Origin of the sequence: Streptomyces sp. NPDC101194, from assembly GCF_044767885.1 — a bacterium.
GTDB lineage: Bacteria > Actinomycetota > Actinomycetes > Streptomycetales > Streptomycetaceae > Streptomyces.
In genome coordinates this window covers 614,119-640,557 of the sequence record NZ_JBIWOS010000001.1, presented here as the reverse complement: position 1 = coordinate 640,557, position 26,439 = coordinate 614,119, and the positions used below count along the sequence as shown (strand labels likewise).

The 26,439-nt window shown below is 71.2% G+C and carries 20 protein-coding genes; 5 read left to right on the top strand and 15 right to left on the bottom strand.

Features of this window, described 5'->3' with window-relative positions; translation table 11 throughout:
* Positions 1–61: 61 nt before the first annotated feature.
* The 4 genes from ACIRP2_RS02770 to hrcA all read right to left on the bottom strand — a co-directional run bounded on the left by ACIRP2_RS02770 (position 62) and on the right by hrcA (position 4,159).
* Positions 62–808 (bottom strand): 16S rRNA (uracil(1498)-N(3))-methyltransferase, encoded by a 747-nt coding sequence (locus tag ACIRP2_RS02770; protein ID WP_404245833.1) that lies wholly within the window; start codon positions 806–808, stop codon positions 62–64.
* The gene (locus ACIRP2_RS02765) at positions 805–1,881 is read right to left on the bottom strand and encodes a nitronate monooxygenase (RefSeq protein WP_404245831.1); all 1,077 of its coding nucleotides are present in this window, start codon (positions 1,879–1,881) and stop codon (positions 805–807) included. Before ACIRP2_RS02765 ends, ACIRP2_RS02770 begins: the two co-directional genes overlap by 4 nt.
* 124 nt (positions 1,882–2,005) lie before the next feature.
* A complete protein-coding gene (dnaJ, locus tag ACIRP2_RS02760) occupies positions 2,006–3,142 on the bottom strand; it encodes a molecular chaperone DnaJ (protein ID WP_376210752.1) in 1,137 nt (378 codons plus the stop codon).
* Positions 3,143–4,159, bottom strand: coding sequence for a heat-inducible transcriptional repressor HrcA (gene hrcA, locus ACIRP2_RS02755; RefSeq protein WP_376210749.1), 1,017 nt, complete (start codon positions 4,157–4,159; stop codon positions 3,143–3,145). It lies immediately after the preceding gene.
* 198 nt (positions 4,160–4,357) lie between these two features.
* Between hrcA and ACIRP2_RS02750 the strand changes: the two genes are divergently transcribed.
* On the top strand, positions 4,358–5,080 hold the full coding sequence (locus ACIRP2_RS02750) for an MBL fold metallo-hydrolase (protein WP_404245829.1): 723 nt from the start codon (positions 4,358–4,360) through the stop codon (positions 5,078–5,080).
* 25 nt (positions 5,081–5,105) lie between these two features.
* On the top strand, positions 5,106–5,927 hold the full coding sequence (locus tag ACIRP2_RS02745; protein WP_404245827.1) for a DUF3097 domain-containing protein: 822 nt from the start codon (positions 5,106–5,108) through the stop codon (positions 5,925–5,927).
* Between the two features lie 43 nt (positions 5,928–5,970).
* On the opposite strand, the gene hemW is transcribed toward ACIRP2_RS02745, so the two are convergent.
* The 4 genes from hemW to lepA all read right to left on the bottom strand — a co-directional run bounded on the left by hemW (position 5,971) and on the right by lepA (position 13,605).
* Complete coding sequence (gene hemW / locus ACIRP2_RS02740) at positions 5,971–7,212, bottom strand: radical SAM family heme chaperone HemW (protein WP_404245825.1); 1,242 nt, start codon at positions 7,210–7,212, stop codon at positions 5,971–5,973.
* A gap of 146 nt (positions 7,213–7,358) precedes the next feature.
* The gene (locus tag ACIRP2_RS02735) at positions 7,359–9,290 is read right to left on the bottom strand and encodes a SpoIIE family protein phosphatase (protein WP_404247137.1); all 1,932 of its coding nucleotides are present in this window, start codon (positions 9,288–9,290) and stop codon (positions 7,359–7,361) included.
* Positions 9,291–9,496: 206 nt separating this feature from the next.
* Positions 9,497–11,386: an AMP-dependent synthetase/ligase gene (locus tag ACIRP2_RS02730; protein WP_404245823.1), complete on the bottom strand. Its 1,890-nt coding sequence runs from the start codon at positions 11,384–11,386 to the stop codon at positions 9,497–9,499.
* 344 nt (positions 11,387–11,730) lie between these two features.
* Positions 11,731–13,605 carry a translation elongation factor 4 gene (lepA, locus tag ACIRP2_RS02725; protein ID WP_404245821.1) on the bottom strand — a complete coding sequence of 625 codons (1,875 nt, stop codon included), beginning with the start codon at positions 13,603–13,605 and terminating at the stop codon, positions 11,731–11,733.
* A 216-nt stretch (positions 13,606–13,821) separates the two neighbouring features.
* On the opposite strand from lepA, the gene rpsT reads away from it, so the two are divergent.
* Positions 13,822–14,088 (top strand): 30S ribosomal protein S20, encoded by a 267-nt coding sequence (rpsT, locus tag ACIRP2_RS02720; protein WP_124717766.1) that lies wholly within the window; start codon positions 13,822–13,824, stop codon positions 14,086–14,088.
* A 399-nt stretch (positions 14,089–14,487) separates the two neighbouring features.
* Here the strand turns inward: rpsT and holA are convergent, their stop codons facing one another.
* Positions 14,488–15,474 (bottom strand): DNA polymerase III subunit delta, encoded by a 987-nt coding sequence (gene holA / locus ACIRP2_RS02715; RefSeq protein ID WP_404245818.1) that lies wholly within the window; start codon positions 15,472–15,474, stop codon positions 14,488–14,490.
* A 180-nt stretch (positions 15,475–15,654) separates the two neighbouring features.
* On the opposite strand from holA, the gene ACIRP2_RS02710 reads away from it, so the two are divergent.
* Positions 15,655–15,900 (top strand): hypothetical protein, encoded by a 246-nt coding sequence (locus ACIRP2_RS02710; protein ID WP_404245816.1) that lies wholly within the window; start codon positions 15,655–15,657, stop codon positions 15,898–15,900.
* A 33-nt stretch (positions 15,901–15,933) separates the two neighbouring features.
* Here ACIRP2_RS02710 and ACIRP2_RS02705 read toward each other — a convergent pair whose 3' ends face one another.
* Positions 15,934–16,818, bottom strand: coding sequence for a YceI family protein (locus ACIRP2_RS02705; protein WP_404245814.1), 885 nt, complete (start codon positions 16,816–16,818; stop codon positions 15,934–15,936).
* Positions 16,819–17,051: 233 nt separating this feature from the next.
* On the opposite strand from ACIRP2_RS02705, the gene ACIRP2_RS02700 reads away from it, so the two are divergent.
* On the top strand, positions 17,052–17,507 hold the full coding sequence (locus ACIRP2_RS02700; RefSeq protein ID WP_404245812.1) for a pyridoxamine 5'-phosphate oxidase family protein: 456 nt from the start codon (positions 17,052–17,054) through the stop codon (positions 17,505–17,507).
* A gap of 65 nt (positions 17,508–17,572) precedes the next feature.
* Here the strand turns inward: ACIRP2_RS02700 and ACIRP2_RS02695 are convergent, their stop codons facing one another.
* The 5 genes from ACIRP2_RS02695 to leuS all read right to left on the bottom strand — a co-directional run bounded on the left by ACIRP2_RS02695 (position 17,573) and on the right by leuS (position 26,305).
* Positions 17,573–20,155: a ComEC/Rec2 family competence protein gene (locus ACIRP2_RS02695; RefSeq protein WP_404245810.1), complete on the bottom strand. Its 2,583-nt coding sequence runs from the start codon at positions 20,153–20,155 to the stop codon at positions 17,573–17,575.
* Positions 20,152–20,844: a ComEA family DNA-binding protein gene (locus tag ACIRP2_RS02690; RefSeq protein WP_404245808.1), complete on the bottom strand. Its 693-nt coding sequence runs from the start codon at positions 20,842–20,844 to the stop codon at positions 20,152–20,154. The genes ACIRP2_RS02695 and ACIRP2_RS02690 overlap by 4 nt, the downstream gene beginning before the upstream one ends.
* A gap of 662 nt (positions 20,845–21,506) precedes the next feature.
* Positions 21,507–22,352 (bottom strand): DegV family protein, encoded by an 846-nt coding sequence (locus tag ACIRP2_RS02685; RefSeq protein WP_404245806.1) that lies wholly within the window; start codon positions 22,350–22,352, stop codon positions 21,507–21,509.
* Positions 22,353–22,488: 136 nt separating this feature from the next.
* On the bottom strand, positions 22,489–23,232 hold the full coding sequence (locus ACIRP2_RS02680) for a hypothetical protein (protein WP_404245804.1): 744 nt from the start codon (positions 23,230–23,232) through the stop codon (positions 22,489–22,491).
* A gap of 199 nt (positions 23,233–23,431) precedes the next feature.
* Positions 23,432–26,305, bottom strand: a complete 2,874-nt coding sequence (gene leuS / locus ACIRP2_RS02675; RefSeq protein WP_404245802.1) for a leucine--tRNA ligase — start codon at positions 26,303–26,305, stop codon at positions 23,432–23,434.
* Positions 26,306–26,439 lie beyond the last annotated feature (134 nt).

The following is a 26,439-nucleotide window of genomic DNA, read 5'->3' as shown; positions in this document are numbered from 1 at the left end:
CGGCTTGCGGACACATCAGGGGCGGCTCCGGCGCACGAAAGGGGGCTTGGACGGGTCGGTCTCACGACCAGCGGCCGGTGCGCCCCAGCAGCAGTGCCGTTGCCGCCGTACCGGCCGTCGAGGTGCGCAGGACGCTCGTGCCGAGCCGGCAGATCCGGGCGCCCGCCGCGGCGAAGGCCTCCAGTTCGTCCGGTGAGACCCCGCCCTCGGGGCCGACGACCAGCACGATCTCGCCCTGGGTGGGGAGTTGGGCGGTGGCCAGCGGCTCGCTGTCGTACCCCCGCTCCTCGTGCAGGACGGCGGCGAAGTCCGCCGTGGCCACGAGCGCGGCGACCTGTCTGGTCGTCAGTGCGTCCGCGACCTCGGGAAAGCGGACCCGGCGCGACTGCTTGCCCGCCTCCCGGGCGGTGTTGCGCCATTTCGCCAGGGACTTGAGGCCGCGGTCGCCCTTCCACTGCGTGATGCAGCGCGATGCCTGCCAGGGCACGATCGCGTCGACACCGGTCTCCGTCATCGTCTCGACGGCGACCTCGCCGCGGTCGCCCTTGGGCAGGGCCTGGACGACGGTGACACGGGGTGCGGGCCGGGGCTCCTCGTGGACGGCGACCAGGTCGGTGACCACGAGCCGGTCCTTTCCCTCGGCGGCCCTGACGACGCCCTCCGTCCAACGGCCGTGGCCGTCCGTCAGCACGACGTCCTCACCCGCGCGCAGCCGCTTCACCGACACGGCGTGGCGGCCCTCGGCCCCTTCCAGGACGAACTCGGGCCCGTCGGGAACCTGTTCGACGACGAAGACCGGTGCGGTCACTGCGTACTCCCTGTGCTCACTGCCGTCCGTGCGGCGTCCAGTTCTTCGGCGAGCAGGCCGACCAGCCGGCCGGCCGGCAGCTCGCGTGCCATCCGATGCCCCTGCCCCGCCCATAGCGCCATGCCCTGGGCGTCCCCGGCCCTGGCCGCCGCCTTGCGCAGGCCGGCGGTCAGATGGTGGACCTGCGGGTAGGCGGCCGGGGCGTACGGACCGTGCTCACGCATGAAACGGTTGACCAGGCCCCGGGCCGGGCGACCGGAGAACGCCCGGGTCAGGGCGGTCCGTACGAACAGCGGATTGGTCAGTGCCTGCTTGTGCAGCAGATGCGCCCCGGACTCGGGGCAGACGAGGAAGGCCGTGCCGAGCTGCGCCGCCTCCGCGCCCGCGGCGAGCACCGCGGCGATCTGCGATCCGCGCATCAGCCCGCCCGTGGCGATGATCGGCACCTGTACCGTCTCGCGGACCTGGGCCACCAGGGAGAGCAGTCCTATCCCCGTGCCGTCGGTCTGCGGGTCGTCCCGGTGGGTGGACTGGTGGCCGCCCGCCTCCATGCCCTGGACGCAGACCGCGTCGGCACCCGCCCACTGCGCGGCCTGGGCCTCCTCGGGCGTGGTGACCGTCACCACCGTGCAGGTGCCGACTCCGGCGAACGCGTCGAGGGTGTCGCGGGTCGGGCAGCCGAAGGTGAAGGAGACGGCCGGGACCGGGTCCTCCAGGAGGATGGCGAGTTTCGCCTCGTAGCCGTCGTCGCCGCCGCCGGAGTCCGGGTCGCCGAGCGGGGTCTCGTACCACGCGGCCTCACCGGCGAGCTGGTGCCGGTACACCTCGACGGCGCTCGGGTCGGCGAGCCCCGGCTGCGGCATGAAGAGGTTGACGCCGAAGGGCTGACCGGTCAGCCCGCGCAGCTGCTTGATCTCGTTGTACATGCCGTCCGCGGTCTTGTACCCGGCGGCGAGGAAACCCAGCCCGCCCGCCTCGGCGACGGCGGCGACGAGCTGCGGACAGGACGCCCCACCCGCCATCGGGGCCTGCACGATCGGATACCGGCAGAGATCGGTCAACACGGATGACATGACCGCATCGTGTCACGTCCCGCACGCCTCGGCGTGCGCGGCCTGCGGTCCATTTTGCCCTTAAACGCCGGACGGGCCCGGTGAGCGAGCCCGTCCGGCGGTCAGGAACGGTGTGCGGGGACCGTCAGCGGCCGTTGAAGGCGTCCTTCAGCCGGGAGAAGAGCCCCTGCTGTCCGGGCTGGAACTGGCCGGTGGGCCGCTCCTCTCCGCGCATCTTCGCCAGGTCCCGCAACAGTCGTTCCTGCTCCGGATCCAGCTTCGTCGGGGTCATCACCTCGACGTGCACGATCAGATCGCCGCGCCCGCCGCCCCGCAGATGCGTGATGCCGCGTCCGTGCAACGGGACGGACTGGCCGGACTGGGTGCCGGGTCTGATGTCGACCTCCTCCAGTCCGTCGAGCGTCTCCAGCGGCACCTTGGTGCCGAGCGCGCCCGCCGTCATGGGGATGGTGACCGTGCAGTGCAGATCGTCGCCGCGGCGCTGGAACACCGGGTGCGGCAGCTCGTGGATCTCCACGTAGAGATCGCCGGCCGGGCCGCCGCCGGGGCCGACCTCGCCCTCGCCCGCGAGCTGGATGCGCGTGCCGTTGTCGACACCTGCGGGGATCTTCACGGTGAGTGTGCGCCGCGAGCGGATGCGGCCGTCGCCGGCACACTCCGGGCAGGGGGTCGGCACGACCGTGCCGAAGCCCTGGCACTGCGGGCAGGGCCGCGAGGTCATGACCTGGCCCAGGAAGGACCGGGTGACCTGGGAGACCTCACCGCGGCCGCGACACATGTCACAGGTCTGGGCGGAGGTGCCGGGCGCGGCGCCCTCGCCGTTGCAGGTCGCGCAGACGACGGCCGTGTCGACCTGGATGTCCTTGGTGGTGCCGAACGCGGCCTCTGCCAGGTCGATCTCCAGCCGGATCATCGCGTCCTGACCGCGCCGGGTGCGCGAACGGGGTCCGCGCTGCGACGACGTGCCGAAGAACGCGTCCATGATGTCGGAGAAGTTGCCGAAGCCGCCCTGTCCGAATCCGCCCGCGCCACCGCCGCCGGAGGCGGACAGCGGGTCGCCGCCGAGGTCGTAGACCTGCTTCTTCTGCGGGTCCGACAGCACCTCGTAGGCGGCGTTGATCTCCTTGAACCGCTCCTGGGTCTTCGGATCGGGGTTCACATCCGGATGCAGCTCACGGGCGAGCCGCCGGAATGCCTTCTTGATCTCGTCCTGAGATGCGTCGCGGCGTACGCCGAGTACGGCGTAGTAGTCCGTGGCCACTTACGACTCCGCCAGGATCTGTCCGACGTAACGTGCCACTGCGCGTACCGCTCCCATCGTTCCGGGGTAGTCCATGCGGGTCGGTCCGACCACGCCGAGTTTGGCGACTGCCTCGTCGCCCGAACCGTAGCCGACCGCGACGACGGACGTGGAGTTGAGGCCCTCGTGGGCGTTCTCGTGCCCGATCCGTACGGTCATGCCCGAGTCCTTGGCCTCGCCGAGCAGCTTCAGCAGCACGACCTGCTCCTCCAATGCCTCCAGCACCGGCCGGATCATCACGGGGAAGTCGTGCCCGAACCGGGTGAGGTTGGAGGTGCCGCCGATCATCAGCCGCTCCTCCGTCTCCTCGACGAGGGTTTCGAGCAGGGTGGAGAGCACGGTGGACACGGTTCCCCGGTCCTCGCTCTCGAAGGATTCCGGCAGGTCCTGCACCAGCTGCGGGACGTCCGTGAAGCGGCGCCCGACGACCCGGCTGTTGAGCCGGGCCCGCAGATCGGCGAGAGAGGTCTCACCGAACGGAGCGGGGCAGTCGATCATGCGCTGTTCGACCCGGCCGGTGTCCGTGATCAGCACGAGCATCAGCCGGGCGGACGCCAGCGAGAGCAGTTCCACATGCCGCACCGTGGACCGGGTCAGCGAGGGGTACTGCACGATGGCGACCTGCCGGGTCAGCTGCGCGAGCAGCCGAACGGTGCGGCCCACGACGTCGTCGAGGTCGACAGCGCCGTCGAGGAAGTTGTGAATGGCGCGACGTTCCGGCGACGAGAGGGGCTTGACGCCCGCGAGCTTGTCGACGAAGAGCCGGTAGCCCTTGTCCGTCGGGATGCGTCCCGCGCTGGTGTGGGGCTGGGCGATGAAGCCCTCGTCCTCCAGCACCGCCATGTCGTTGCGGACGGTGGCCGGGGAGACCCCCAGCTTGTGCCGTTCGGTGAGCGCCTTGGAGCCGACGGGCTCCTCGGTGCCGACATAGTCCTGGACGATGGCGCGCAGCACTTCGAGTCTGCGTTCGCTGAGCATCGCGCACACCTCCAGCTGTGTTTCCTCGGTGGTTCTCGGGCCGTTCCTGTTTCTTTCCCAGGAATCCTCCTGGCACTCTGTCGATGTGAGTGCCAGCAACCCCCCGGCCAGTGTACGGCGGACGAGTGGGGGCCTAGCAAGGGCGACCGGCCACCCTGCCGCGATACCGTGCAGGTCTTTTGCGGATAGCGTCGCGGTATGAACGCCTCTTGGGAAGAGTTCGGCTGGGAGCGACTCGGTCACGGAGTGGGCCGGCGGCGGCTTCCCGGGTGGGATGCGACGGTCGCGCTGGTGGCCGGAACGGACGGCGCGCTGCTCTACGACACCGGATCGACGCTCCGCGAGGGGGCACAGGTGCGGGCCCAGGCACAGGCCCTGCTGGGTCGGAGGGTGACGCATATCGCACTCAGCCACCCCCATTTCGACCATGTGCTCGGCACCGCGGCCTTCTCCGGCGCCGAGGTGTACGGAGCGGTCGGCATGGCCGGTCTCCTGGAGCGCGGGGCGGACGAGCTGTGCTCCGACGCGGTGCGCCACGGGGTGCCCGAGCACGACGCGGTGGAGGCCGCCGGTGTGCTGGTGGCGCCTCAACACGAGGTGTGCGGCGAGTGGACCCTCGATCTGGGCGGCGGCCGTCAGGTGCTGCTGGTGAACATGGGCCCCGCCCACAGCGGCCAGGATCTGGTGGCCCTCGTCCCCGGCTCCCCGACGGTGGTGCTCTGCGGCGACCTGGTCGAGGAGTCCGGCGAACCGCAGGCGGGCCCGGACGCGGCGCCTTCCCGTTGGCCGGCCGCGCTGGACCGGCTGCTGGCGCTCGGCGGCGAGGACGCGGTGTACGTCCCGGGACACGGGGCGGTGGTGGACGCGGCGTTCGTCAGGGCCCAGCGCGACCGGCTGGCCGCCCTCTTCGGCGTGTCGTGAGGTGTTGTCGTCCTATCGTCGTCCGATGCGCAGCTACCAGCCGGACCTGACCCCGCCGTGGAAGAGGTCCGCCCCCGTTCCCGAGGTCCCCGCCGAGCCCGATCTGGTCGTGGAGGAGGTCTCCACCGGATTCTGCGGTGCGGTGATCCGCTGCGAGAAGACGGCCCAGGGGCCGACCGTGACCCTGGAGGACCGTTTCGGCAAGCACCGGGTGTTCCCGATGGAGCCGCGCGGCTTCCTGCTGGAGGGCCGGGTGGTCACGCTGGTACGCCCGTCGGCCGCCGGTCCCGTGCGTCCCACGCGTACGGCCTCGGGATCGGTCGCGGTCCCCGGGGCGCGCGCCCGGGTGGCGCGGGCGGGCCGGATCTATGTGGAGGGACGCCACGACGCGGAACTGGTCGAACGGGTCTGGGGCGACGACCTGCGGATCGAGGGCGTGGTCGTCGAGTACCTGGAGGGCATCGACGACCTCCCGGCCATCGTGCGCGAGTTCTCGCCCGGCCCGGACGCCAGGCTCGGCGTCCTGGTCGACCACCTGGTCCCCGGCTCCAAGGAGTCCAGGATCGCGGACCTGGTCTCTGACGCGGACGTCCTGGTGGTCGGCCACCCCTACATCGACGTGTGGGAGGCGGTGAAGCCGTCGTCCGTGGGCATTCCGGCATGGCCGGTGGTGCCGCGCGGCCAGGACTGGAAGACGGGCGTGTGCCGCTCGCTGGGCTGGCCGGAGAACACGGGGGCGGCCTGGCAGCGGATCCTTTCCACGGTGCGCTCGTACCGGGACCTGGAACCGGCACTGCTGGGCTCGGTGGAGCATCTGATCGACTTCGTGACGGCGCCGCCCGAGTAGCTCCTCCGAGGGCCGGGGTCGGAGCCCGGCCCCGCTCCGCCCCTCAGTCCACCAGGTCCCGCACCACCGCGTCCGCCAGCAGCCTCCCGCGCAGGGTGAGCACCGCCCGCCCCTCCTCGTACGGCCCGCGTTCCAGCAGCCCGTCCTCCACCGCCCGCCCCGCCGCGGCCAGCCCCGCCGGTGCCAGCAGCGCCAGCGGGCAGCCGTCCACGAGCCGCAGCTCCAAAAGGATCCGCTCGACCCGGCGGTCCTCCGCGGTGAGGATCTCGCGCCCGGCGCCGGGCGACCGCCCCTCGGCCAGGGCCTGCGCGTACGCCCCCGGATGCTTGACGTTCCACCAGCGCACCCCACCGACATGGCTGTGCGCCCCGGGACCTGCGCCCCACCAGTCGGCGCCGCGCCAGTACAGCTCGTTGTGCAGGCAGCGGCCCTCGGGCGTACGGGCCCAGTTCGACACCTCGTACCAGGAGAAGCCCGCCGCGGCCATCGCCTCGTCCGCGATCAGGTAACGGTCCGCATGGGCGTCGTCATCGGTCATCGGGATCTCGCCGCGCCGGATCCGGCGGGCCAGCTGCGTCCCCTCCTCCACGATCAGCGCGTACGCCGACACATGGTCCGGCCCCGCTCCGATCGCCGCGTCCAGCGAGGCCCGCCAGTCGTCGTCGGACTCCCCGGGCGTGCCGTAGATCAGGTCGAGGTTGATGTGCTCGAAGCCCGCCTCCCGCGCCTCGGCTACGCACGCCTCGGGCCGTCCCGGCGTGTGCGTACGGTCCAGGATCTTCAGCACGTGCTGCCGCGCGCTCTGCATCCCGAACGAGATCCGGTTGAAGCCCCCCTCCCGCAGCTCGGACAGATATGCCGGACCGACGGACTCCGGATTGGCCTCGGTGGTGATCTCGGCATCGTCCGCCAGCCCGAACTCCTCGCGGATCGCTCCCAGCATCCGCACCAGGTCCGCGGCGGCCAGCAGGGTCGGCGTACCGCCGCCGACGAAGACCGTGCGGACCGGGCGCGGGTCGTCGCCGAGGACCTTGCGGGCCTGGCGGACCTCGCCGATCAGATGCGCCGCGTAGTTGTCTCGGGATGCCAGGGCGCCGCCGGAGCCGCGCAGCTCGGTGGCGGTGTACGTGTTGAAGTCGCAGTAGCCGCAGCGGGTCGCGCAGTAGGGCACATGCAGGTAGAAGCCGAGCGGCCGGGCGGCGGCGCCTTCCAGGGCATGGCGGGGCAGCGCCCCGTCGTCGGGTACGGGTTCACCAGCGGGCAGTACGGAAGGCATACCGCCCATTGTCGCTCGCCGTCCGGGAACCTCCGAGCCACGCCCGTGATCACGGAACGACGGCGCCCACGGACCGCACGGCCGCCCCCCGGCGACCGCACCGCACCGTCCCCTCGTCCTTCCCCTGCTCCCCCCTCGTCCCCTCGTTCTCGTCCTCACCCCGCCTGGAGCACCAGCAGGGCCAGATCGTCGTCGGGCGGCCGCTCGGCGAACTCGTGCACGGCCCGCTTGATCCGGTCCGCGATCCCGTCCGCCGACAGCCCGGCACAGTCGGCGAGCGCGAGGGCCAGGCCGTCCCCGTCGTCGAACATGAGCGGCCCGCAGCGCCGCTCCGTCACGCCGTCCGTGACGCACAGCAGGCTGTCGCCGGGCGCCAGGTCGAAGCTCTGGCTCTCGTACGCGACATCGTCGAAGATCCCGAGCAGCATCTGCGGCTCGGCGGCCGGGCGCACCTCTCCGTCGGGCCGCAGCAGCAGCGGCAGCGGGTGGCCCGCGCTGGCGAGGGTGCAGCGCACGCCGCCGTCGGGCAGCGGCACGAGTTCCCCGTACAGCAGGGAGAGAAAGCGGGACTGTCCGGTGTCGGCCGTCTGCTGGCCGCCGGCCGCGGCCACCATGAGCGCGGCCGCCTCGGCGGCCTCCATCGCGTCGTCGAGGAGCAGCCGGTTGAGCCGGTCGAGCACCTCGCCGACGCCGAACCCCTCACGGGCCAGCAGCCGGAGCCAGGGCCGGGCGAGGCCGGTGACGACGGCGGCTTCCGGGCCGCTGCCCTGGACGTCGCCGAGGACGAAGCACCAGCGGTCGCCGGGGCACGGGAAGATGTCGTAGAAGTCACCGCCGACGACCCCGTCGTCGCTGGGTTCGTACACCAGGGAGCTGGTGACGCCCGGTATGTCGGCGACCTTGCCGGGCAGCAGCGCGCGTTGCAGGATGCGGCTGATGGTGGCCTGCCGCGTGTAGGCGCGGGCGGCGCCCACGGCGAGGCCGACGCGGCGTACGAAGTCCTCGATCAGGGCGGTCACCTCGTCGGGGACACGTGCCAGCCCCTCCCGGCCCAGGAGCACGGCGCCGAGTGTCCGGCCGCCCGAGGTGATCCGGTAGGCGAGGGCGGACCCGGCGGCGTGTCCGGCGGATTCACCGCCGTCCTCCTCGCCGCCCGGCCAGGGCATGGAGACGGGTCCGGTGCCCACGCGTTCGGGCAGCCGGATCGGGTCCTGCTCCAGCGCCGTGCGCAGCGGGCCGGTCTCGGCCTCGTCCCGGTGCCAGACGCTGGCGAGCCGGGGGACGGCCGAAGGGCCGCCGTTCTCGGGCTCCAGCCAGACCGCGCACCAGTCGGCGAGTCTGGGCACCAGTAACTGTCCGGCCAGCGCCGCCACGATGTCCTCGTCGAGCTGGCCGGCGAGCAGGTCCGAGGCCTCGGCCAGGAACGACAGCGCGCCGCGGCCGGCCCAGTCCGCGTCGTCGCGCAGCGCCCGCCGGGCGGTGGGGGCGAGCAGCTCGGCGGCCCGCAGCCCGTGCTGGAAGCCCGGGTCGGTGGAGGATTCGGGGAACGGGTTCCAGTCGTCGACGGGGAGGCGCGCCCAGACGGTCTTGAGGCCGGTGCGGTAGGTGATGCCCCAGCGCTCGGCGAGGGTGCCGACGAGCTGGAGCCCGCGACCGTACTCGGCGGGCCCGTCGGAGGCGGTGAGGACGCCGTCCTGCGTCACGTCCGTCGTGCCGCCGTCGTCCTCCTTGCGTTCGCTGCGCACGGCACGCGCCGGGTGGTGGTCGGAGACCTCCAGCACCAGGGCAGCCGCCTCGTCCTCGGTGGTCTCCTCCAGCCGGCAGAGCAGCTCGACGTTGGTCCCGGCGTGCACGACCGCATTGGTGACGAGTTCGCTGACGACGACCTCCGCGTCATCGGCCAGGCGGTCGCTGAAGCCCACGGCCGCCGGCAGTCCGAGTGCGGTCCACTCGGTGAGAGCGGCCCGCACGAAGCGGCGGCCCGCGGAGGGCGCGAGGAGGTTTCCGGGCAGGGACGTACGGGCGACCGGTCGTGCGTCCGCCTGATCGGCGGTGGTGCCGGGACGCTGAACTATGTCCCGCTGCAAGGGAATGGGCCCCACGGTGCGGCTCCTGACCTGTTCTCGCTCTGTCTGTTCTCGTTCTGTCTGTTCTCGCTGGGCGCCGCTGACGACACCGACAGAGTGACAGATGGACCATGCCCATAAGCGACGAGTTGCCGAAGTGAGCAGAGAAAGTGAGCGGAGAGGAGCCGAGGCAGCCGCACCGTGCGACCGGTCCGCAAGGACCCGTGCTAAGCCTCGCGGGACCCCACGTACATGTCGTCGATGAGTTCCTTGTACTCACGCTCCACGACCGGCCGCTTCAGCTTCAGACTGGGCGTCAGTTCGCCGTGCTCGATGTCGAGATCGCGGGGCAGCAGCCGGAACTTCTTGATGGTCTGCCAGCGCTGCAGCCCCTCGTTGAGCCGCTTCACGTAGCCCTCGATCAGCTCGACGACCTGTGCGGAGGCCACCACTTCGGCGTACGGTTTCCCGCCCAGGCCGTTCTCGGCGGCCCAGCCGAGGATGGTCGGCTCGTCGAGCGCGATCAGGGCCGTGCAGAAGTTGCGGTCCGCGCCGTGCACCAGGATGTTGGAGACGAACGGGCAGACCGCCTTGAACCGCCCCTCGACCTCCGCCGGGGCGATGTACTTGCCGCCGGACGTCTTGATCAGGTCCTTCTTGCGGTCGGTGATCCGGAGATAGCCGTCCACGGACAGCTCTCCGATGTCGCCGGTGTGGAACCAGCCGTCCGCCTCCAGCACCTCGGCGGTCTTCTCCGGCAGCCCCTGGTAGCCCTCCATCAGGCCGGGACCGCGCAGCAGGATCTCGCCGTCGTCGGCGATCCGTACCTCGGTGCCGGGGAGGGGCTTGCCGACGGTGCCGGTCCGGTAGGCCTCGCCCGGGTTGACGAAGGAGGCGGCGCTGGTCTCGGTGAGACCGTAGCCCTCCAGGATGTGGATGCCCGCGCCCGAGAAGAAGTGGCCGATGTCGGGGGCGAGGGCCGCGGAACCGGAGATGCAGGCGCGCAGCCGCCCGCCGAAGGCCTCGCGGATCTTGGCGAAGACGAGGGTGTCGGCGACCTTGTGCTTGGCGGCGAGTGCGAACGGGACGGAGGCCGTGCCGGTGCGCCGGAAGTTGTCCTGCGAGACCACCGCGTACTCGCGGGCGATCCCGGCCGCCCACTGGAAGATCTTGTACTTGGCCCCGCCACCGGCCCGCGCCTTGGCGGCGACACCGTTGTAGACCTTCTCGAAGATGCGGGGGACGGCGGCCATGTACGTCGGCTGGACCACCGGCAGATTCTCGATGATCTTGTCGACCCGGCCGTCGACGGCGGTGACGTGGCCGACCTCGATCTGGCCCGAGGTGAGGACCTTGCCGAAGACGTGCGCGAGCGGCAGCCAGAGGTACTGGACGTCGTCCTTGTTGATCATGCCGGTCGCGACGGTGGCCTTGGCCATGTACGACCAGTTGTCGTGCGGCAGGCGCACGCCCTTGGGGCGGCCGGTGGTGCCCGAGGTGTAGATCAGCGTGGCGAGCTGGTCGGCCGTGATGGCGGCGACCCGCTCCTTGACCGCGTCGGGGTGCTTCGCCAGGCGCTCGGCACCGCGGGCCTCCAGATCGGCGAGGGTCAGGACCCAGTCCTCCGGGTCGCCCTCGGCGGGTCCGGCGCCCTCGGGGTCGATGACGACGACATGGGCGAGGTTCGGCAGCTCCGCGCGCCGCTCACGGGCCTTGGCCAGCTGGCCGGCGTTCTCGGCGATCAGCACCCGGCTCTCGGAGTCGGAGAGGATGAACGCCGACTCCTCGGCGTTGGTCGACGGGTAGATCGTGGTGGTGGCGGCGCCCGCGCACATCACACCGAGGTCGACGAGGATCCATTCCACCCGGGTTCCGGCCGCGAGCGCGACACGCTCCTCCGGTCGCACGCCCAGATCGATCAGCCCGGCCGCGACGGCGTACACCCGCTCGGCGGCCTGCGCCCAGCTCAGCGACTTCCACTCGTCGGGCCCCTCGCCGGTGGCCGCGGGGACGGGGTAGCGGTAGGCCTCCTCGTCCGGAGTGGCCGCCACGCGGTCGACGAAGAGGTTCGCCACGGAGGGCGGTCGGTTCTCGATCAAGGTCTGTGTGTCGCTCACGACATCCTCCGGGCCTGCGGCAGTGCTTCACGACCGGCTGCTGGTTGCTGCTTGTTCCTACGAGTGTTCCTGCGCGTGTTCCTGTGTACGTCCGTGTCTTCGGCTGTACGCCTGTGTTCGGTCCTGCGGTGCTCGTTCCCGCTTGTTTAACTGGCGAGTAACTACGAGGCCGTGATCAGGGTAGAGCGCCCGCGTCCGCGGCGTAAGGGGCAATGGGCCGCCGCTTCATAACGAACGGGCCCCTGTGTCGCGGCGCGGTGCGACACAGGGGCCCGTTGGGCCACCACCGGGTGGGGGCGGGGGCGGAGCCGGGGCGAAGGACCTCCTCGGCCCCGCGGTGGACGCTACTTCTTGCCCTTGCCGTCCCCGCCCGACTCGTCCGTCGACAGCACGGCGATGAAGGCCTCCTGCGGCACCTCCACATTGCCGACCATCTTCATCCGCTTCTTGCCTTCCTTCTGCTTCTCCAGCAGCTTCCGCTTACGGGAGATGTCACCGCCGTAGCACTTGGCGAGGACGTCCTTGCGGATGGCGCGGACCGTTTCGCGGGCGATGACCCGGGAGCCGATGGCCGCCTGGATCGGCACCTCGAAGTTCTGCCGCGGGATCAGCTCGCGCAGCTTGGCGACGAGCCGCACGCCGTACGCGTACGCCTTGTCCTTGTGCGTGACCGCGGAGAACGCGTCGACCTTGTCGCCGTGCAGCAGGATGTCGACCTTGACGAGCTGGGCGGACTGCTCGCCGGTGGGCTCGTAGTCGAGGGAGGCGTAACCCCGCGTCTTGGACTTCAGCTGGTCGAAGAAGTCGAAGACGATCTCGGCGAGCGGCAGGGTGTAGCGGATCTCGACCCGGTCCTCGGACAGGTAGTCCATGCCGAGCAGCGTGCCGCGCCGGTTCTGGCAGAGCTCCATGATCGCGCCGATGAACTCGCTGGGGGCCAGGACCGTGGCGCGCACGACGGGCTCGTGCACCTTGTCGATCTTGCCTTCGGGGAATTCGCTCGGGTTGGTGACGGTGTGCTCGGTGCCGTCCTCCATCTCGACGCGGTAGACCACGTTGGGGGCGGTGGCGATGAGTTCGAGGCCGAACTCGCGCTCCAGCCGTTCGCGGATCACGTCGAGGTGGAGCAGGCCGAGGAAGCCGACGCGGAAGCCGAACCCGAGCGCGGCGGAGGTCTCCGGTTCGTACACCAGCGCGGCGTCGTTGAGCTGGAGCTTGTCGAGCGCCTCGCGCAGGTCCGGGTAGTCCGAGCCGTCCAGCGGGTACAGGCCCGAGAACACCATCGGCTTGGGGTCCTTGTAGCCGCCCAGCGCCTCGGTCGCGCCCTTGCTCAGGGAGGTGATGGTGTCACCGACCTTGGACTGCCGGACGTCCTTCACCCCGGTGATGAGGTAGCCCACCTCACCCACACCGAGGCCGTCGGCCGGGGTCATCTCCGGGGAGGAGACACCGATCTCCAGCAGCTCGTGGGTGGCGCCCGTCGACATCATCCTGATGCGCTCGCGCTTGTTGAGCTGGCCGTCGACGACACGGACGTACGTGACGACGCCGCGGTAGGAGTCGTAGACCGAGTCGAAGATCATCGCGCGGGCGGGGGCGTCGGCCTTGCCGACCGGGGCCGGGACGTCCTTCACCACACGGTCGAGCAGCGCTTCCACACCGAGGCCGGTCTTCGCCGAGACCTTGAGCACGTCCTCCGGCTGGCAGCCGATGAGGTTGGCCAGTTCCTCGGAGAACTTCTCCGGCTGCGCGGCAGGCAGGTCGATCTTGTTGAGGACCGGGACGATGGTGAGGTCGTTCTCCATCGCCAGGTAGAGGTTGGCCAGCGTCTGGGCCTCGATGCCCTGCGCGGCGTCGACCAGCAGGATCGTGCCCTCGCAGGCGGCGAGCGAACGGGAGACCTCGTAGGTGAAGTCCACGTGGCCCGGGGTGTCGATCATGTTGAGGACATGGGTGCGGCCCTGGTCCTCACCCGTCTCGGGCGCCCAGGGCAGTCGAACCGCCTGGGACTTGATGGTGATGCCGCGCTCGCGCTCGATGTCCATCCGGTCGAGGTACTGGGCGCGCATCTGCCGCTGGTCGACCACGCCCGTCAGCTGAAGCATCCGGTCGGCAAGGGTCGACTTGCCGTGGTCGATGTGCGCGATGATGCAGAAGTTACGGATCAGCGCCGGGTCGGTACGGCTCGGCTCGGGCACGTTGGTAGGAGTCGCGGGCACGCAGGGTCCTGATTCTTGAGACGCCGAACGCCGTGTCTCGGGTCGATGTCGGTTCGGTCGGATCGATACGTAGCCTCCATCGTCCCATGGTTGTGGGGCGGAGACCGGTTTGGGCCGGTCGGAGCCGTGCTGGTACCGTTGACAGCTGTGCCTCGCGACCCTCCCGGGCCGTGGGGCGCACATCGAAGATCCAACGAACCTGAAAAGGCTCTTTTCGTGGCGAACATCAAGTCCCAGATCAAGCGGAACAAGACGAACGAGAAGGCGCGCCTGCGCAACAAGGCCGTCAAGTCCTCGCTCAAGACCGCTATCCGCAAGGCCCGTGAGGCTGCCGCCGCCGGTGACGTCGAGAAGGCCACCACGGCCGCTCGCGACGCCTCCCGCGCGCTCGACAAGGCCGTCTCGAAGGGTGTCATCCACAAGAACGCCGCCGCCAACAAGAAGTCGGCGCTGGCCTCCAAGGTTGCCTCCCTCCAGGGCTGAGCTCTTCTGATGTAACCGCCGGAACGGACCAGCGGGCCCTCTCTCCCGCCCCTGCCCGGCCCCCGCGCCGCACACCGAACCTGCGTTCGCCACGCGGGTGCGGCGCACCAAGCGTGAACCGAAGGCCCCGATCTCCGCTCTCCCCCAGAGCGAGGCCGGGGCCTTCGGCGTACGGGGTCCCGGCCCGATCCGCCCGCCATGGATCAGTGGGCGGAGTGGACCACCGAGTCCGTCCGTACGGCACCGAGCGACGCCGGCCCGTGCCGGTCGACCCCGTGCCGGTCGACCCCGTGCCGGTCGACCCCGTGCCGGTCGACCCCGTGCCGGTCGACCGGGACGGCCGCGTCAGCCGGGCCGACACCCGGCCTTCGACGGACGACGACAGTTCGTCGACGCGGCCTACCGCCCCGACCGGGCCGCCCGCGCCACCGCGACCACGGCCTTCTCCAACGCGTACTCGGGGTCGTCACCGCCGCCCTTGACGCCCGCGTCCGCATCGGCGACCGCCCGGAGCGCCACCGCCACGCCGTCCGGCGTCCAGCCGCGCATCTGCTGGCGCACGCGGTCGATCTTCCACGGAGGCATGCCCAGCTCACGCGCGAGGTCGGCGGGCCGGCCCCCGCGCGCCGAGGACAGCTTGCCGATCGCGCGTACGCCCTGCGCCAGCGCGCTGGTGATCAGTACGGGCGCCACTCCGGTCGACAGCGACCAGCGCAAGGCCTCCAGCGCCTCCGCCGCCCGGCCCTCCACCGCCCGGTCGGCGACCGTGAAGCTCGAAGCCTCCGCACGGCCCGTGTAGTAACGGGCCACGACCGCCTCGTCGATCGTGCCCTCGACATCCGCGACGAGCTGCGAGGCGGCGCTCGCCAGCTCCCGCAGATCGCTGCCGATGGAGTCGACCAGCGCCTGGCACGCCTCGGGGGTCGCCGAGCGCCCCAGCACCCGGAACTCCGACCGTACGAAAGAGAGCCGCTCGGCCGGCTTGGTCGTCCTCGGACACGCGACCTCCCGAGCCCCGGCCTTGCGGGCCGCGTCCAGCAGCCCCTTGCCCTTGGCGCCGCCGGCATGCAGCAGCACGAGAGTGATCTCCTCGACCGGGTCGCCCAGGTACGCCTTGACGTCCTTGACCGTGTCGGCGGAGAGGTCCTGCGCGTTGCGCACGATCACCACTTTGCGCTCGGCGAAGAGCGACGGGCTCGTCAGCTCGGCGAGGGTGCCGGGCTGGAGCTGGTCGGAGGTGAGGTCGCGGACGTCCGTGTCGGGATCGGAGGCGCGGGCCGCCGCCACCACCTGTTGCACGGCACGGTCGAGGAGCAGGTCCTCCTGTCCCACGGCGAGCGTGACGGGGGCGAGCGGGTCGTCGGTGGAATTCCTTCTGGTGGCCATCGCCGTCCAGCATCCCATGGGGCACCGACAGCCATCGGGGCCCGTGCCCGACCCGTCTCGCGCGGGAGCCTTCCGCGGCGCCCGGGGAACTCGAACGATTGTTGGGCGCCCGGCGCCACCCTTCCGACGAGACCACGTCGGCCGGACCGCACGGTGTACGCCGTACGGGAGAATGGGCAGGTGAGCGATGTGAGACATGTGCTGGTGCTGCCCGACCGCGAGGCCGCGGAGGAGGTGGCCGGAGAACTCGCCGACCGTTTCGGGGTGCCCGAGGAGCCCCAACTCGTACGCGATGCGCTGGCCGGCGAGGACGATGCCGAGGACGCCCAGTGGCTGGTGGTCGTGGAGGACCCGACGGGGCTGCTGGACGCCTCGGCACTGGATGCCTTCGCCGCGGAGTACGAGGGCTGGCTCGAGGCCCCCTGAGGGCTGTCCCGGGCCGGTACCGGGGACCTCCGCTCAGCTCTTGGGGACGATCTGGATGTCCATGTCGATGGAGATGCTGGAGCCGACGGCCGCGATGCCGCGTGCCAGCATGGTCTGCCAGGTGAGGGTGAAGTCCTCGCGGTGCAGTTCCGTGGTGGCCCGGCAGGCGGCGCGGGTCTCGCCCTCCAGGCCGTTGCCCAGACCGAGGTACTGGGTGTCCAGCGTGACCGTGCGGCTGACGCCGTGCAATGTGAGCGCGCCGGTCACGCCCCAGCGGGTACCGCCCCGGTGGACGAAACGGTCGCTGTAGAACTCGAGCGTCGGGTAGCGGCCCACGTCGAGGAAGTCGCTGGAGCGCAGGTGGTCGTCGCGCATCTGGACGTTCGTGTCGATCGACGCGGCGTCGATGATCACGTGCATCGCCGAGTCCTCCATGCGGTCGGCGATCCGGACGGCCCCGGCGAAGGTGTTGAACCGGCCATGGATGCGCGCCATGCCGATGTGACGGGCCGTGAAGCCGATCTGCGAGTGCATCGGCTCGACCTCCCACTCGCCCGGATCGGGCAGTTGCGGGGGCGCGGACAGTTTCAGGGTCACGTCGCCGAGGCTCGCGTGGCCGCCCTCGACGACCGTGGCGGCGCCGTGGAACGGAGTGAAACCCTCAGCCGTGACGGCCAGTCGGTACTCAGCGGCGGGGACCGTGGCGAGGACGCTGCCGTACGGGTCCGTCTCACCGCCGACGACCTTGCGGCCCGCGCTGTCCGTGATGACGAACTCGGCCTGCGGCACCGGCTCGTCGACCGGGTCGAGCACTCGGCAACTGAGCACTCCGGCGGTGCGCGGCACCTCGAGTCCGGAGAGGGCGTTGCCGCGCGGGGCACCCGCCGCTCCCTTGTTTCCCAGCCAACGGCCGAACATCTTCCACCAACCCCCGGGGGCGATTCACCTTGGGGCCTGGCGGCTGGACGTCCTCGTCGGAGCAGCGGCCCACCGACGAGCATGCATTCGATCACTCTTGAGCCGTTCGAGGCAAACGGAGCGGCTCGCAGGGTCTTGAGTAGAGGTGTTACCGAAGGTCCGAATTGGCCGTTCCATCTGCACGCCTCACCGGTCCGTCGCGTCCTTCCGGTCGCAGCACTAGCGTACGGAGCATGACGAATCCAGAGCCGGCACGCAGCCGGGAGCAGCGCAAGCAGGATGCACTCGACCGTCTGGAGAAAGACCAGGACGCATGGGTGGCGACCGCTTCGGACGACGGAGAGCCGAGCCTGGTGCCGCTGTCGTTCGTGTGGGACTCCGGAACACTGCTGATGGCCACCCGGCGCACCAACCCCACCGCGGTCAATGTGACTCCGGCCGGGCGGGCCAGGATCAGCCTCGGTCACACCCGTGACGTGGTGCTCATCGAGGCCACGGCCGAGGTCGTCGAGGGGGCGGACCTCACCGTGGCATCGGGCGACGCCTTCGCGACAAAACTGAACTGGGATCTGCGGGGCCGCACCACGTGGGTCTACCTCCGTTTCACCCCGCACGCGGTCAAGGCGTGGAGGGAGGAGAACGAACTGGCCGGGCGGGATCTCATGGCCGACGGGGTCTGGCTGGACTGAGCCTCGGCGACCGTACGCCCGCACGACCGCACGCGCGGCCGTGCGGGCAGCCGCCGGAGTGGGACTCACGACCGGCTCACCGCCCTCAGCCCGGCCCCGGCACCCGTCACGGCGATCGCGCCGTCCGTGTCCGTGCGCAGCACCACCGCACCGCCCGCTCTGAGCGCGTCGACGGTGCGCGGGGCGGGGTGACCGTACGGGTTGCCCCTGCCGACGCTCACCAGGGCCAGTCTCGGGTGCGCGCTGCGCAGCAGAGCGGGGTCCTGATGGGCGGAGCCGTGATGGGCGACCTTGAGGACGTCCACCCGTGGCAGCGTGGGACGGCTGCGCAACAACCCCTGCTGGGCGGGAGGTTCGAGGTCGCCCAGGAGCAACAGGGTCAGCCCGCCGGTCCGGACGTACAGGGTGACGCTGGCGTCGTTCGGCTCCTGCGGTACGGGCCCGGTCCCCGGGACCACGGGTGAACCGTCCGCCCCCGTACCGCCGTTCGGCCAGAGGACCCGCCAGTCGAGCGGCCCGATCCGGCGGCGCTCGCCGGGAGCGGCCCGCACCAGAGGGACGCGCGACACCGCAGCGGTTCTCCGTACGAACGCGACCTGGTCCGGCGGTTCGTCCAGGCTCGTCGTCTGGATCGCTCCCACCACTCGGCCCCGCAGCACGCCGGGCAGGCCCCGCACGTGGTCCGCGTGGAAGTGTGTGAGCACCAGGAGCGGCACCTCCGTGATGCCCAGGTCGCGCAGGCACCGGTCGGCGAGCCGGGGATCGGGACCGGTGTCGACGACCACGCCCGCGCCGTCCCCCGCGGCCAGCACCAGCGAGTCGCCCTGCCCCACGTCACACATCGCGAACGCCCAGTCCGGCGGCGGCCATCCGGACAGCACCCGGGTGAGGGGAACCGGGCGCAGCACGGCGAGGAGCAGCAGCAGTACGGCGGCCGAACAGACCCAGGGACGGCGCACGACACGACGGGCGCACAGCACCACGAGAGCCGTCGGCGCGGCGAGCAGCAGCGCGCCCCTCCCGCCGTCGGGCCAGTCGATCTCCGCACCGGGCAGGGCCGCCCCGGTGCGGGCCACCGAGGCGATCCACCCGGCAGGCCACCCCGCGATCCGGGCGAACAGCTCTGCCACCGGCATGGCCACCGGTGCCAGCGCGAGTGCCGCGAACCCGAGAACCGTGGCGGGCGCCACCGCGAACTCGGCCAGCAGATTGCACGGGATCGCCACCAGGCTGACCCGGGAGGCGAGCAGCACGACCACCGGCGCGCACACCGCCTGCGCGGCGGCCGCCGCGGCCAGCGCCTCGGCGAACCGGGCCGGAACTCGACGCCGCCGCAGCGCGTCGCTCCATTTCGGGGCGATGGTGAGCAGGGCTCCGGTGGCCAGGACGGAGAGGACGAAGCCGTAACTGCGTGCCATCCACGGGTCGTACAGGAGCAGCAGCAGGACCGCGGCGGCCAGCGCGGGGATCAGCGACCTGCGGCGCCCCGTACCGATGGCGAGCAGCGTGATCAGTCCGCAGGCCGCGGCCCGCAACACGCTCGGCTCGGGTCTGCAGACGATGACGAAGGCGAGCGTGAGCCCGCCACCGAGCAACGCGGTCATCCGCAGTGAGATGCCCAACCTGGGCGCCAGGCCCCGGCGTTCGGCGCGTGTCGCCGTGCCCGGCGGCCCGATCAACAGGACGAGCAGGATCGCCAGGTTGGCACCGGAGACCGCCATCAGGTGGGTGAGGTCGGCCGCCTGGAAGGCATCGTGCAGTTCCGGGGTGACCCGTGAGGTGTCGCCGACCACCAGGCCCGGCAGAAGAGCCCGCGCATCGGGATCGAGCCGCTCGGTCGCCTGCCGCAGCCCCCCTCGCAGGGCACCGGCCGTGCGCTGGACCGAGGAGGGCGGCCCGGTGACGCGGGGCGGACCCTTGCCCTCCGGCCGCAGCACGGCGGCATTGCGCTCCCCGTCGTGCGGCGAAGGCGCCAGCCGACCGTCCAAGCGCAGGCGTGTCGAAGGAAGCAACTGCTGCCACCGGGCCGTCGATCGGCCGGGCGGGACGATGAGCAGCACCGGCGTGCTCAACCGGGTGACCGCCCCGTCGGGCCCGGTCAGCGCCGTGATCTCGGCGTCCATGAGGAGCGAGGCGGGCATGCTGTGATCACCGCGCACCCGGGGCAGGGTCCACCGGGCGTCGGACGTCACCGTCACCTCCGCCTCGACCCGCGCGAACCGCTGGGCCATCCCCGGGACCGGTCCCTGCCGCGCCTCGGCGCGGTGCAGCCCGGCAGACGCGGCCCCGGCCGCCGCGCAGAGGAGCGCCGCAGCGGCGGCCGTCACGGTTGTGGCGGCGTTGCTGCGCGGCCACCGATGGCCCACCGCGTCTTCGCCCCGCGCAGCCCCGCCCCCGGCACCGGCCGGCCGACTGCGCATCGCGCGGGTCGCCGAGACTCCGCGCATCGCCAGGAGCACCATGGCCGCACCGAAGCAGAGCATCACGCCCACCGTCGTCCACCGCCCCGGCGCGCTCAGCGCGAGCGACGCTCCGGCCCAGGCCGCCACGGCCGGCAAGACCAGCCGAAGGTCCAGCGGGCCCTCCTGCCGCGGGTCGGAGACACCCAGTCGTCGGCCCGATGCCGCATGGACGTCCGGGGGACTCACGGCCCCACCAGCGGCCGGAGGTCGGCGAACCGGCGGTCGCCGATCCCGTTGACCTCGCGGAGTTCATCGACGGACCTGAAGCCGCCGTGCTGTGTGCGGTAGTCGATGATGCGCTGGGCGAGAACCGGGCCGACACCGGGCAGGGTGTCGAGCTGTTCGACGGTCGCCTGGTTGAGACTGACCGGTCCGGCCACGGGCCCACCGCCGGCCCCCGGAGCGACTCCTCCCGTGCCACCGGCGCCAGGGGGGCCGGATGGGGCACCCACCACGATCTGCTCTCCGTCCATGAGCACGCGAGCCCTGTTGAGACCCGTGAGATCGGCACCGGGCCCGGCTCCGCCCGCCGCTCGCAGCGCATCGGCGACCCTTGAGCCGGACGGCAGTCGAAGGACTCCCGGCTTTCGGACCTTTCCGCTCACATCCACGACGACGTGCCCGTCCGGCCCTGTCGCGGGTGGCAGCCCGGGTGTCGGTTCGGGCATCGCGTCGCCCGCCGCCACCGGTTTCGAAGTCCTGCCGTGCGCAATCTCGTCGACCGGGTCGGGAACGCGTACGGAATGAGGGCGCGCGGACCAGAAATGCACCGCGGCGAAGACCGCGGCCGCGACCAGGACAACGGCCAGCGCGGCAAGGGTCCGCGGCTCCACGCCGCATCTGAGCTGCAGCCACACCGGAATCCGCTCCCGCAACGCGGGAACCGTCCGCGCCCACCGTCCCGGTGCCCCGTAGCCCGGCGCCGTTGTCGGTGTCGGTGACGGCGTCCGGGCCGCCGTCGAGGCGGCCGACGGAGTAGCCGCCGAGGGCGACGTGGAGGCCGTGGCTGTCACCGCGGTCATGACCATGGCCCTGTCGGCAGCGGAACCCGACGCCGGGCTCAGGTCCGGGTCGCGAACCGGGGCTGAAGCGGCAGCGGCAGCAGAAGCCGCGGCAGGGACAGAAGTGGAAGAGGGCGCAGGTGCCACGGCGGAGACGGAGGCAGAGCCCGAAGCGGAAGCGGGCGCCGAAACCGGAGCCACTGCCATACCCAACGCGGGCCGCGCCACCCGGCCGCCGTGGGCCCCCGCCATGAGGGCGTCCGCCCGACCTCGCGAAGCCGCCGCCAAGCCCTCCGCACGGCCGCGCGAGGACCGTCGTCGTCCCGGGCCCGGACCGGGGCCGTCACCGGCGCGGCCGGGACCGCTGCCGCTTCCTCTGGTTGCACGATGTGATCGGGGAGCCATGCCTCACGACGGTAGGCACATCCGTCCGGACTCGCCGAGCAGACCCAATTCCGGTGGACAACCGGCCAGTTGTGGACAACTCGACCACCCCGACGGGTGAAGGCCGATGAGCGGGGGTCGTCGTACCGGCTTCAGCGCGGCGAGACCACGGCCCCGAGCAGACCGGGCCCGGTGTGCGCTCCGATCACCGCGCCCACCTCGCTGACATGCAGTTCGACGAGGCCGGACACCCGCTCGCGCAACCGCTCGGCCAGCCGCTCGGCCCGCTCGGGTGCCGCCAGGTGATGCACGGCGATGTCCACCCGGTCCCCTCCCGCCCGCTCCGTGACGATTTCCTCCAGGCGCGCGATCGCCTTCGAGGCCGTCCGTACCTTCTCCAGCAGTTCGATGCGGCCTCCGTCCAGCTGGAGCAGCGGCTTCACGGCGAGCGCCGAACCCAGCAGCGCCTGTGCGGCCCCGATACGGCCGCCGCGGCGCAGATAGTCCAGCGTGTCGACGTAGAAGTACGCGCAGGTGCCCGCGGCCCGCTTCTCCGCCGCCGCGACGGCCTCGTCCAGGCTTCCGCCCGCCTCCGCCGTCTCCGCAGCCGCCAGGGCGCAGAATCCGAGGGCCATGGCGACCATCCCGGTGTCGACGACCCGTACCGGGACCGGCGCGTCCTTCGCCGCGAGCAGAGCGGCATCGTACGTACCCGAGATCTCGGCCGAGAGGTGCAGCGAGACGATGCCCTCGGCTCCTGCCTCGGCGGACGCCCGGTACGCGGCGGCGAAGACTTCCGGACTGGGCCGGGAGGTCGTCACGGGGCGACGCTTCTGGAGTGCCAGGGCGAGGGAGCGGGCCGAGATCTCGGTGCCGTCCTCCAGAGCCTGATCACCGAGCACGACGGTCAGCGGCACCGCGGTGATGCCGTGCCGCTCCATCGTCTCGGGCGGCAGGTAGGCCGTGGAATCGGTGACGATCGCGACATGGCGGGACATGAGCGGGAGGTTACCTGGCGAGTCCGCGACTCGGCAGTCCGACCCCGACCGAATGATCGCTCCCGATCTCTTCGGACCGCATCCTGTCGCCTCCGGTCGACGAACGTCCCAGTCGGTTCGTCGCTTCGGGCCGGGCTCAGTTCGTCGTTTCGGGCCGGGCTGTCTTCTGCCACGGGTAGGCGGTTCGCCGTCGCGGATCCGGAGCCGTGATCGCCTGCGCCGCATCGTCGGCCGACCCGGCCCCCTGCCCCTGCCGGCTCCCCTGCGCCTGTCCGGTCCCCGGCTCATGCCGCTCGCCCTGCGGCTGTCCCTGTCCGCGGACAGGCTCGTCCGGCTCCACCGTCCAGTGCCGCAGCGCCCCCGCCTCCACGTCGATCTGCGCGTTCAGCGCGTCCAGATCGTCCTCGACGAACCGCCGCGCCCGGTCGCGCGCGGCCCAGCGCAGTGAATCCGCCGAGTGCGTGATCCGCTCCGTACGCTGCTTCAGGCCCGGCAGCAGCGAGGCGACCGTCGCACGGTCGGGTTCGCGCTCCAGTCTCTTCAGGTCGTCGTCCAGCTCCCGACCGTGCACGCTCAACCGCTGGAAGAGACCCAGCGACTCCGAGAGCGAGGCATCCTCCACTACGCCCGTCCGCAGCGCCTCCTGCGTGGCCCGCATGGACGTGCGCAGCGCGAGCCGCAGCTGGGCCAGCTCACCGGCCACGCCCGGCTGGCCGTAGCTCTTCGCCCGCAGCGTGGTGTCCTCGACGGTGCGGCGTGCCTGGGTGATCGTGCGGTCCACGCCCCGCTTCGCCGCACCGATGGCCTTGACGCCCACATAGACGCCCAGGGCCACGAACGCGAAAAAGAGCAACCCCAGAATCAGGATCACGGCTTCCATGAGCGCCCCTCGGGTGTCGTTTCGGCTGCCGGGTGCCGGCCCCTCCACGGTAAACGGAAAGGGCAGGCCGCGGGTTCCTTCGGAACCCCCAACCTGCCCGTAGGGGAACGCCCCCACATCGCCGTACGGCATCGTGCGGTTGCACGACGGACGTCACGCGAGAACGGTGCTCACCCTCACGCGACGACTGTCGGCGCCGTCACGCCGGGACGATGTTGACCAGCTTCGGCGCGCGCACGATCACCTTGCGGATGCCCGCACCGTCCAGCGCCGCGACCACGGCCGGGTCGGCCAGGGCCAGTGCTTCCAGTTCCTCGTCGGTGATCGACGGGGAGATCTCCAGGCGTGCCTTCACCTTGCCCTTGACCTGTACGACACAGGTCACGGTCTCGTCCACGACGTATGCCGGGTCGGCGACCGGAAAGTCCTGGTGCACGACCGACTCGGTGTGGCCCAGGCGCCGCCACAGCTCCTCGGCGATGTGCGGCGCCAGCGGCGCCACCAGCAGCACCAGCGACTCGGCGACGCTCCGGGACAGCGGGCCGCCCGCCTTGGTCAGGTGGTTGTTCAGCTCGGTGACCTTGGCGATGGCCGTGTTGAACCGCATCCCGGCCATGTCCTGGCCGACCCCGTCGATCGCCTTGTGCAGCGCCCGCAGCGTCTCCTCGCCCGGCTCCGTGTCGACGACGGTGACCTCGCCGGTCTCCTCGTCGACGACATTGCGCCACAGCCGCTGCAGCAGTCGGTACTGGCCGACGACGGCGCGCGTGTCCCACGGCCGCGACACGTCCAGAGGGCCCATCGCCATCTCGTACAGGCGCAGCGTGTCCGCCCCGTACTCGGCGCAGATCTCGTCCGGCGTGACGGCGTTCTTCAGGGACTTGCCCATCTTGCCCAGGACGCGGCTGACCTTCTCGCCCTGGTGATAGAACTTTCCGTCGCGCTCCTCGACCTCGGCCGCCGGGACCGCGATGCCGCGGCTGTCCCGGTAGACGAACGCCTGGATCATGCCCTGGTTGTACAGCTTGTGGAACGGCTCGGCGGACGAGATGTGCCCCAGGTCGTGCAGCACCTTGGACCAGAAACGGGCGTACAGCAGGTGCAGCACGGCGTGCTCGGCGCCGCCGACGTACAGGTCGACGCCGCCGGTCGGCTGCCCCTCTCGCGGGCCCATCCAGTACTGCTCGATCTCCGGGTCGACCAGCTTGCGGTCGTTGTTCGGGTCCAGGTAGCGCAGCTCGTACCAGCAGGAACCGGCCCAGTTGGGCATGGTGTTGGTCTCGCGGCGGTACTTCCTGGGACCGTTGCCGTCGCCCAGGTCCAGGGTGACGTCGACCCAGTCGGCGTTCCGGGACAGCGGGGTCTCGGGCTGGGTGTCGGCGTCCTCCGGATCGAACGTGCGCGGCGAGTAGTCGTCGACCTCCGGCAGTTCCAGGGGCAGCATCGACTCGGGCAGCGGGTGCGCGATGCCGTCCTCGTCGTAGACGATCGGGAAGGGCTCTCCCCAGTACCGCTGGCGGCTGAACAGCCAGTCGCGCAGCCGGAAGTTGACGGTGCCCTCGCCGACACCGTGCGCCTTCAGCCACTCGGTGATCCTCGCCTTGGCGTCGACGACACCCAGGCCGTCCAGCGAGATCTCGTCATTGGCGGAGTTGACCAGCTTCGCTTCGTACGAGGCGAAGGCGTCGTCCCAGGTCGAGGTGTCCGTGCCACGGTCGTCCGACGGCTCGACGACACAGCGCATCGGCAGCTCGAAGGCGCGCGCGAAGGCGAAGTCCCGCGCGTCGTGTGCCGGTACGGCCATGATCGCGCCGGTGCCGTAGCCCATCAGGACGTAGTCCGCGATGAATACGGGCACCTTCTCGCCGCTGACCGGGTTGGTCGCGTACGCACCGGTGAAGACACCGGTCTTGTCCTTGGCCTCGGCCTGCCGCTCCACGTCGGACTTGGCGGCGGCCAGCTTGCGGTACGCGGTGACCGCCTCGGCCGGGGACGCGTGTCCGCCGGTCCACACCGGGTGGGTGCCTTCGGGCCAGGCGGCCGGAATGATCCGCTCGACCAGCTCGTGCTCGGGCGCCAGCACCATGTAGGTGGCACCGAACAGGGTGTCCTGGCGGGTGGTGAAGACGGTGATGTCGCCCGCGCCGTCGACCGGGAAGTCGACGCGCGCCCCCTCGGAACGCCCGATCCAGTTGCGCTGCTGCAGCTTGATGGCCTCGGGCCAGTCCAGCCCGTCCAGGTCGTTCAGCAGCCGGTCGGCGTAGGCGGTGATCCGCATGTTCCACTGGCGCAGCTTGGCCTTGAAGACGGGGAAGTTGCCGCGCTCGGAGCGTCCGTCGGCCGTCACTTCCTCATTGGCCAGGACGGTGCCCAGCCCCGGCGACCAGTTGACGGGCGCGTCGGAGGCGTACGCCAGGCGGTACCCGCCCAGGACGTCCGCGCGCTCGGCTGCGCTCAGCGCGCTCCAGTCACGGCCGTCCGGGGTGGCACGCGAACCGCTCTCGAACTGCGCGACCAGCTCGTCGATCGGACGGGCCCGGTCGGCCTCGGTGTCGTACCAGGAGTTGAAGATCTGCAGGAAGATCCACTGGGTCCACTTGTAGTACTCCGACTCGATCGTGGCGAACGAGCGGCGCTTGTCGTGGCCCAGGCCCAGCCGGCGCAGCTGAGCGGTCATGTTCTCGATGTTGGCCTCGGTGGAGACCCGCGGGTGCGTGCCGGTCTGCACGGCGTACTGCTCCGCGGGCAGGCCGAAGGCGTCGAAGCCCAGGGTGTGCAGCACGTTGTGCCCGGTCATCCGCTGGTGACGGGCGAAGACATCGGTGGCGATGTAGCCCAGGGGGTGACCGACGTGCAGGCCCGCACCCGAGGGGTACGGGAACATGTCCATGATGAACTTCTTCGGCTTGGCGGCCAGTTCCGGATCGTCCGCCAGGTCACCGGTCGGATTCGGCGCCTCGTACGTGCCCTCGGCGTCCCAGAAGTCCTGCCAGCGTGCCTCGATGTCGGCGGCCATCGCCGCCGTGTAGCGGTGCGGCGCAGCCGTCTCGGCTGCGGAATTCGTCTCGCTCATGATCCTCAAAGCTCCATCGATCGTCATCTGCCGGCGCCCACGTCTACGGACACGCGTCTACGGAAACGAAAAATCCCCTCGCACAGGAGGGGACGCCGCGCCGATTCCGACCAGGCATTCTCACCGGTCGGGAC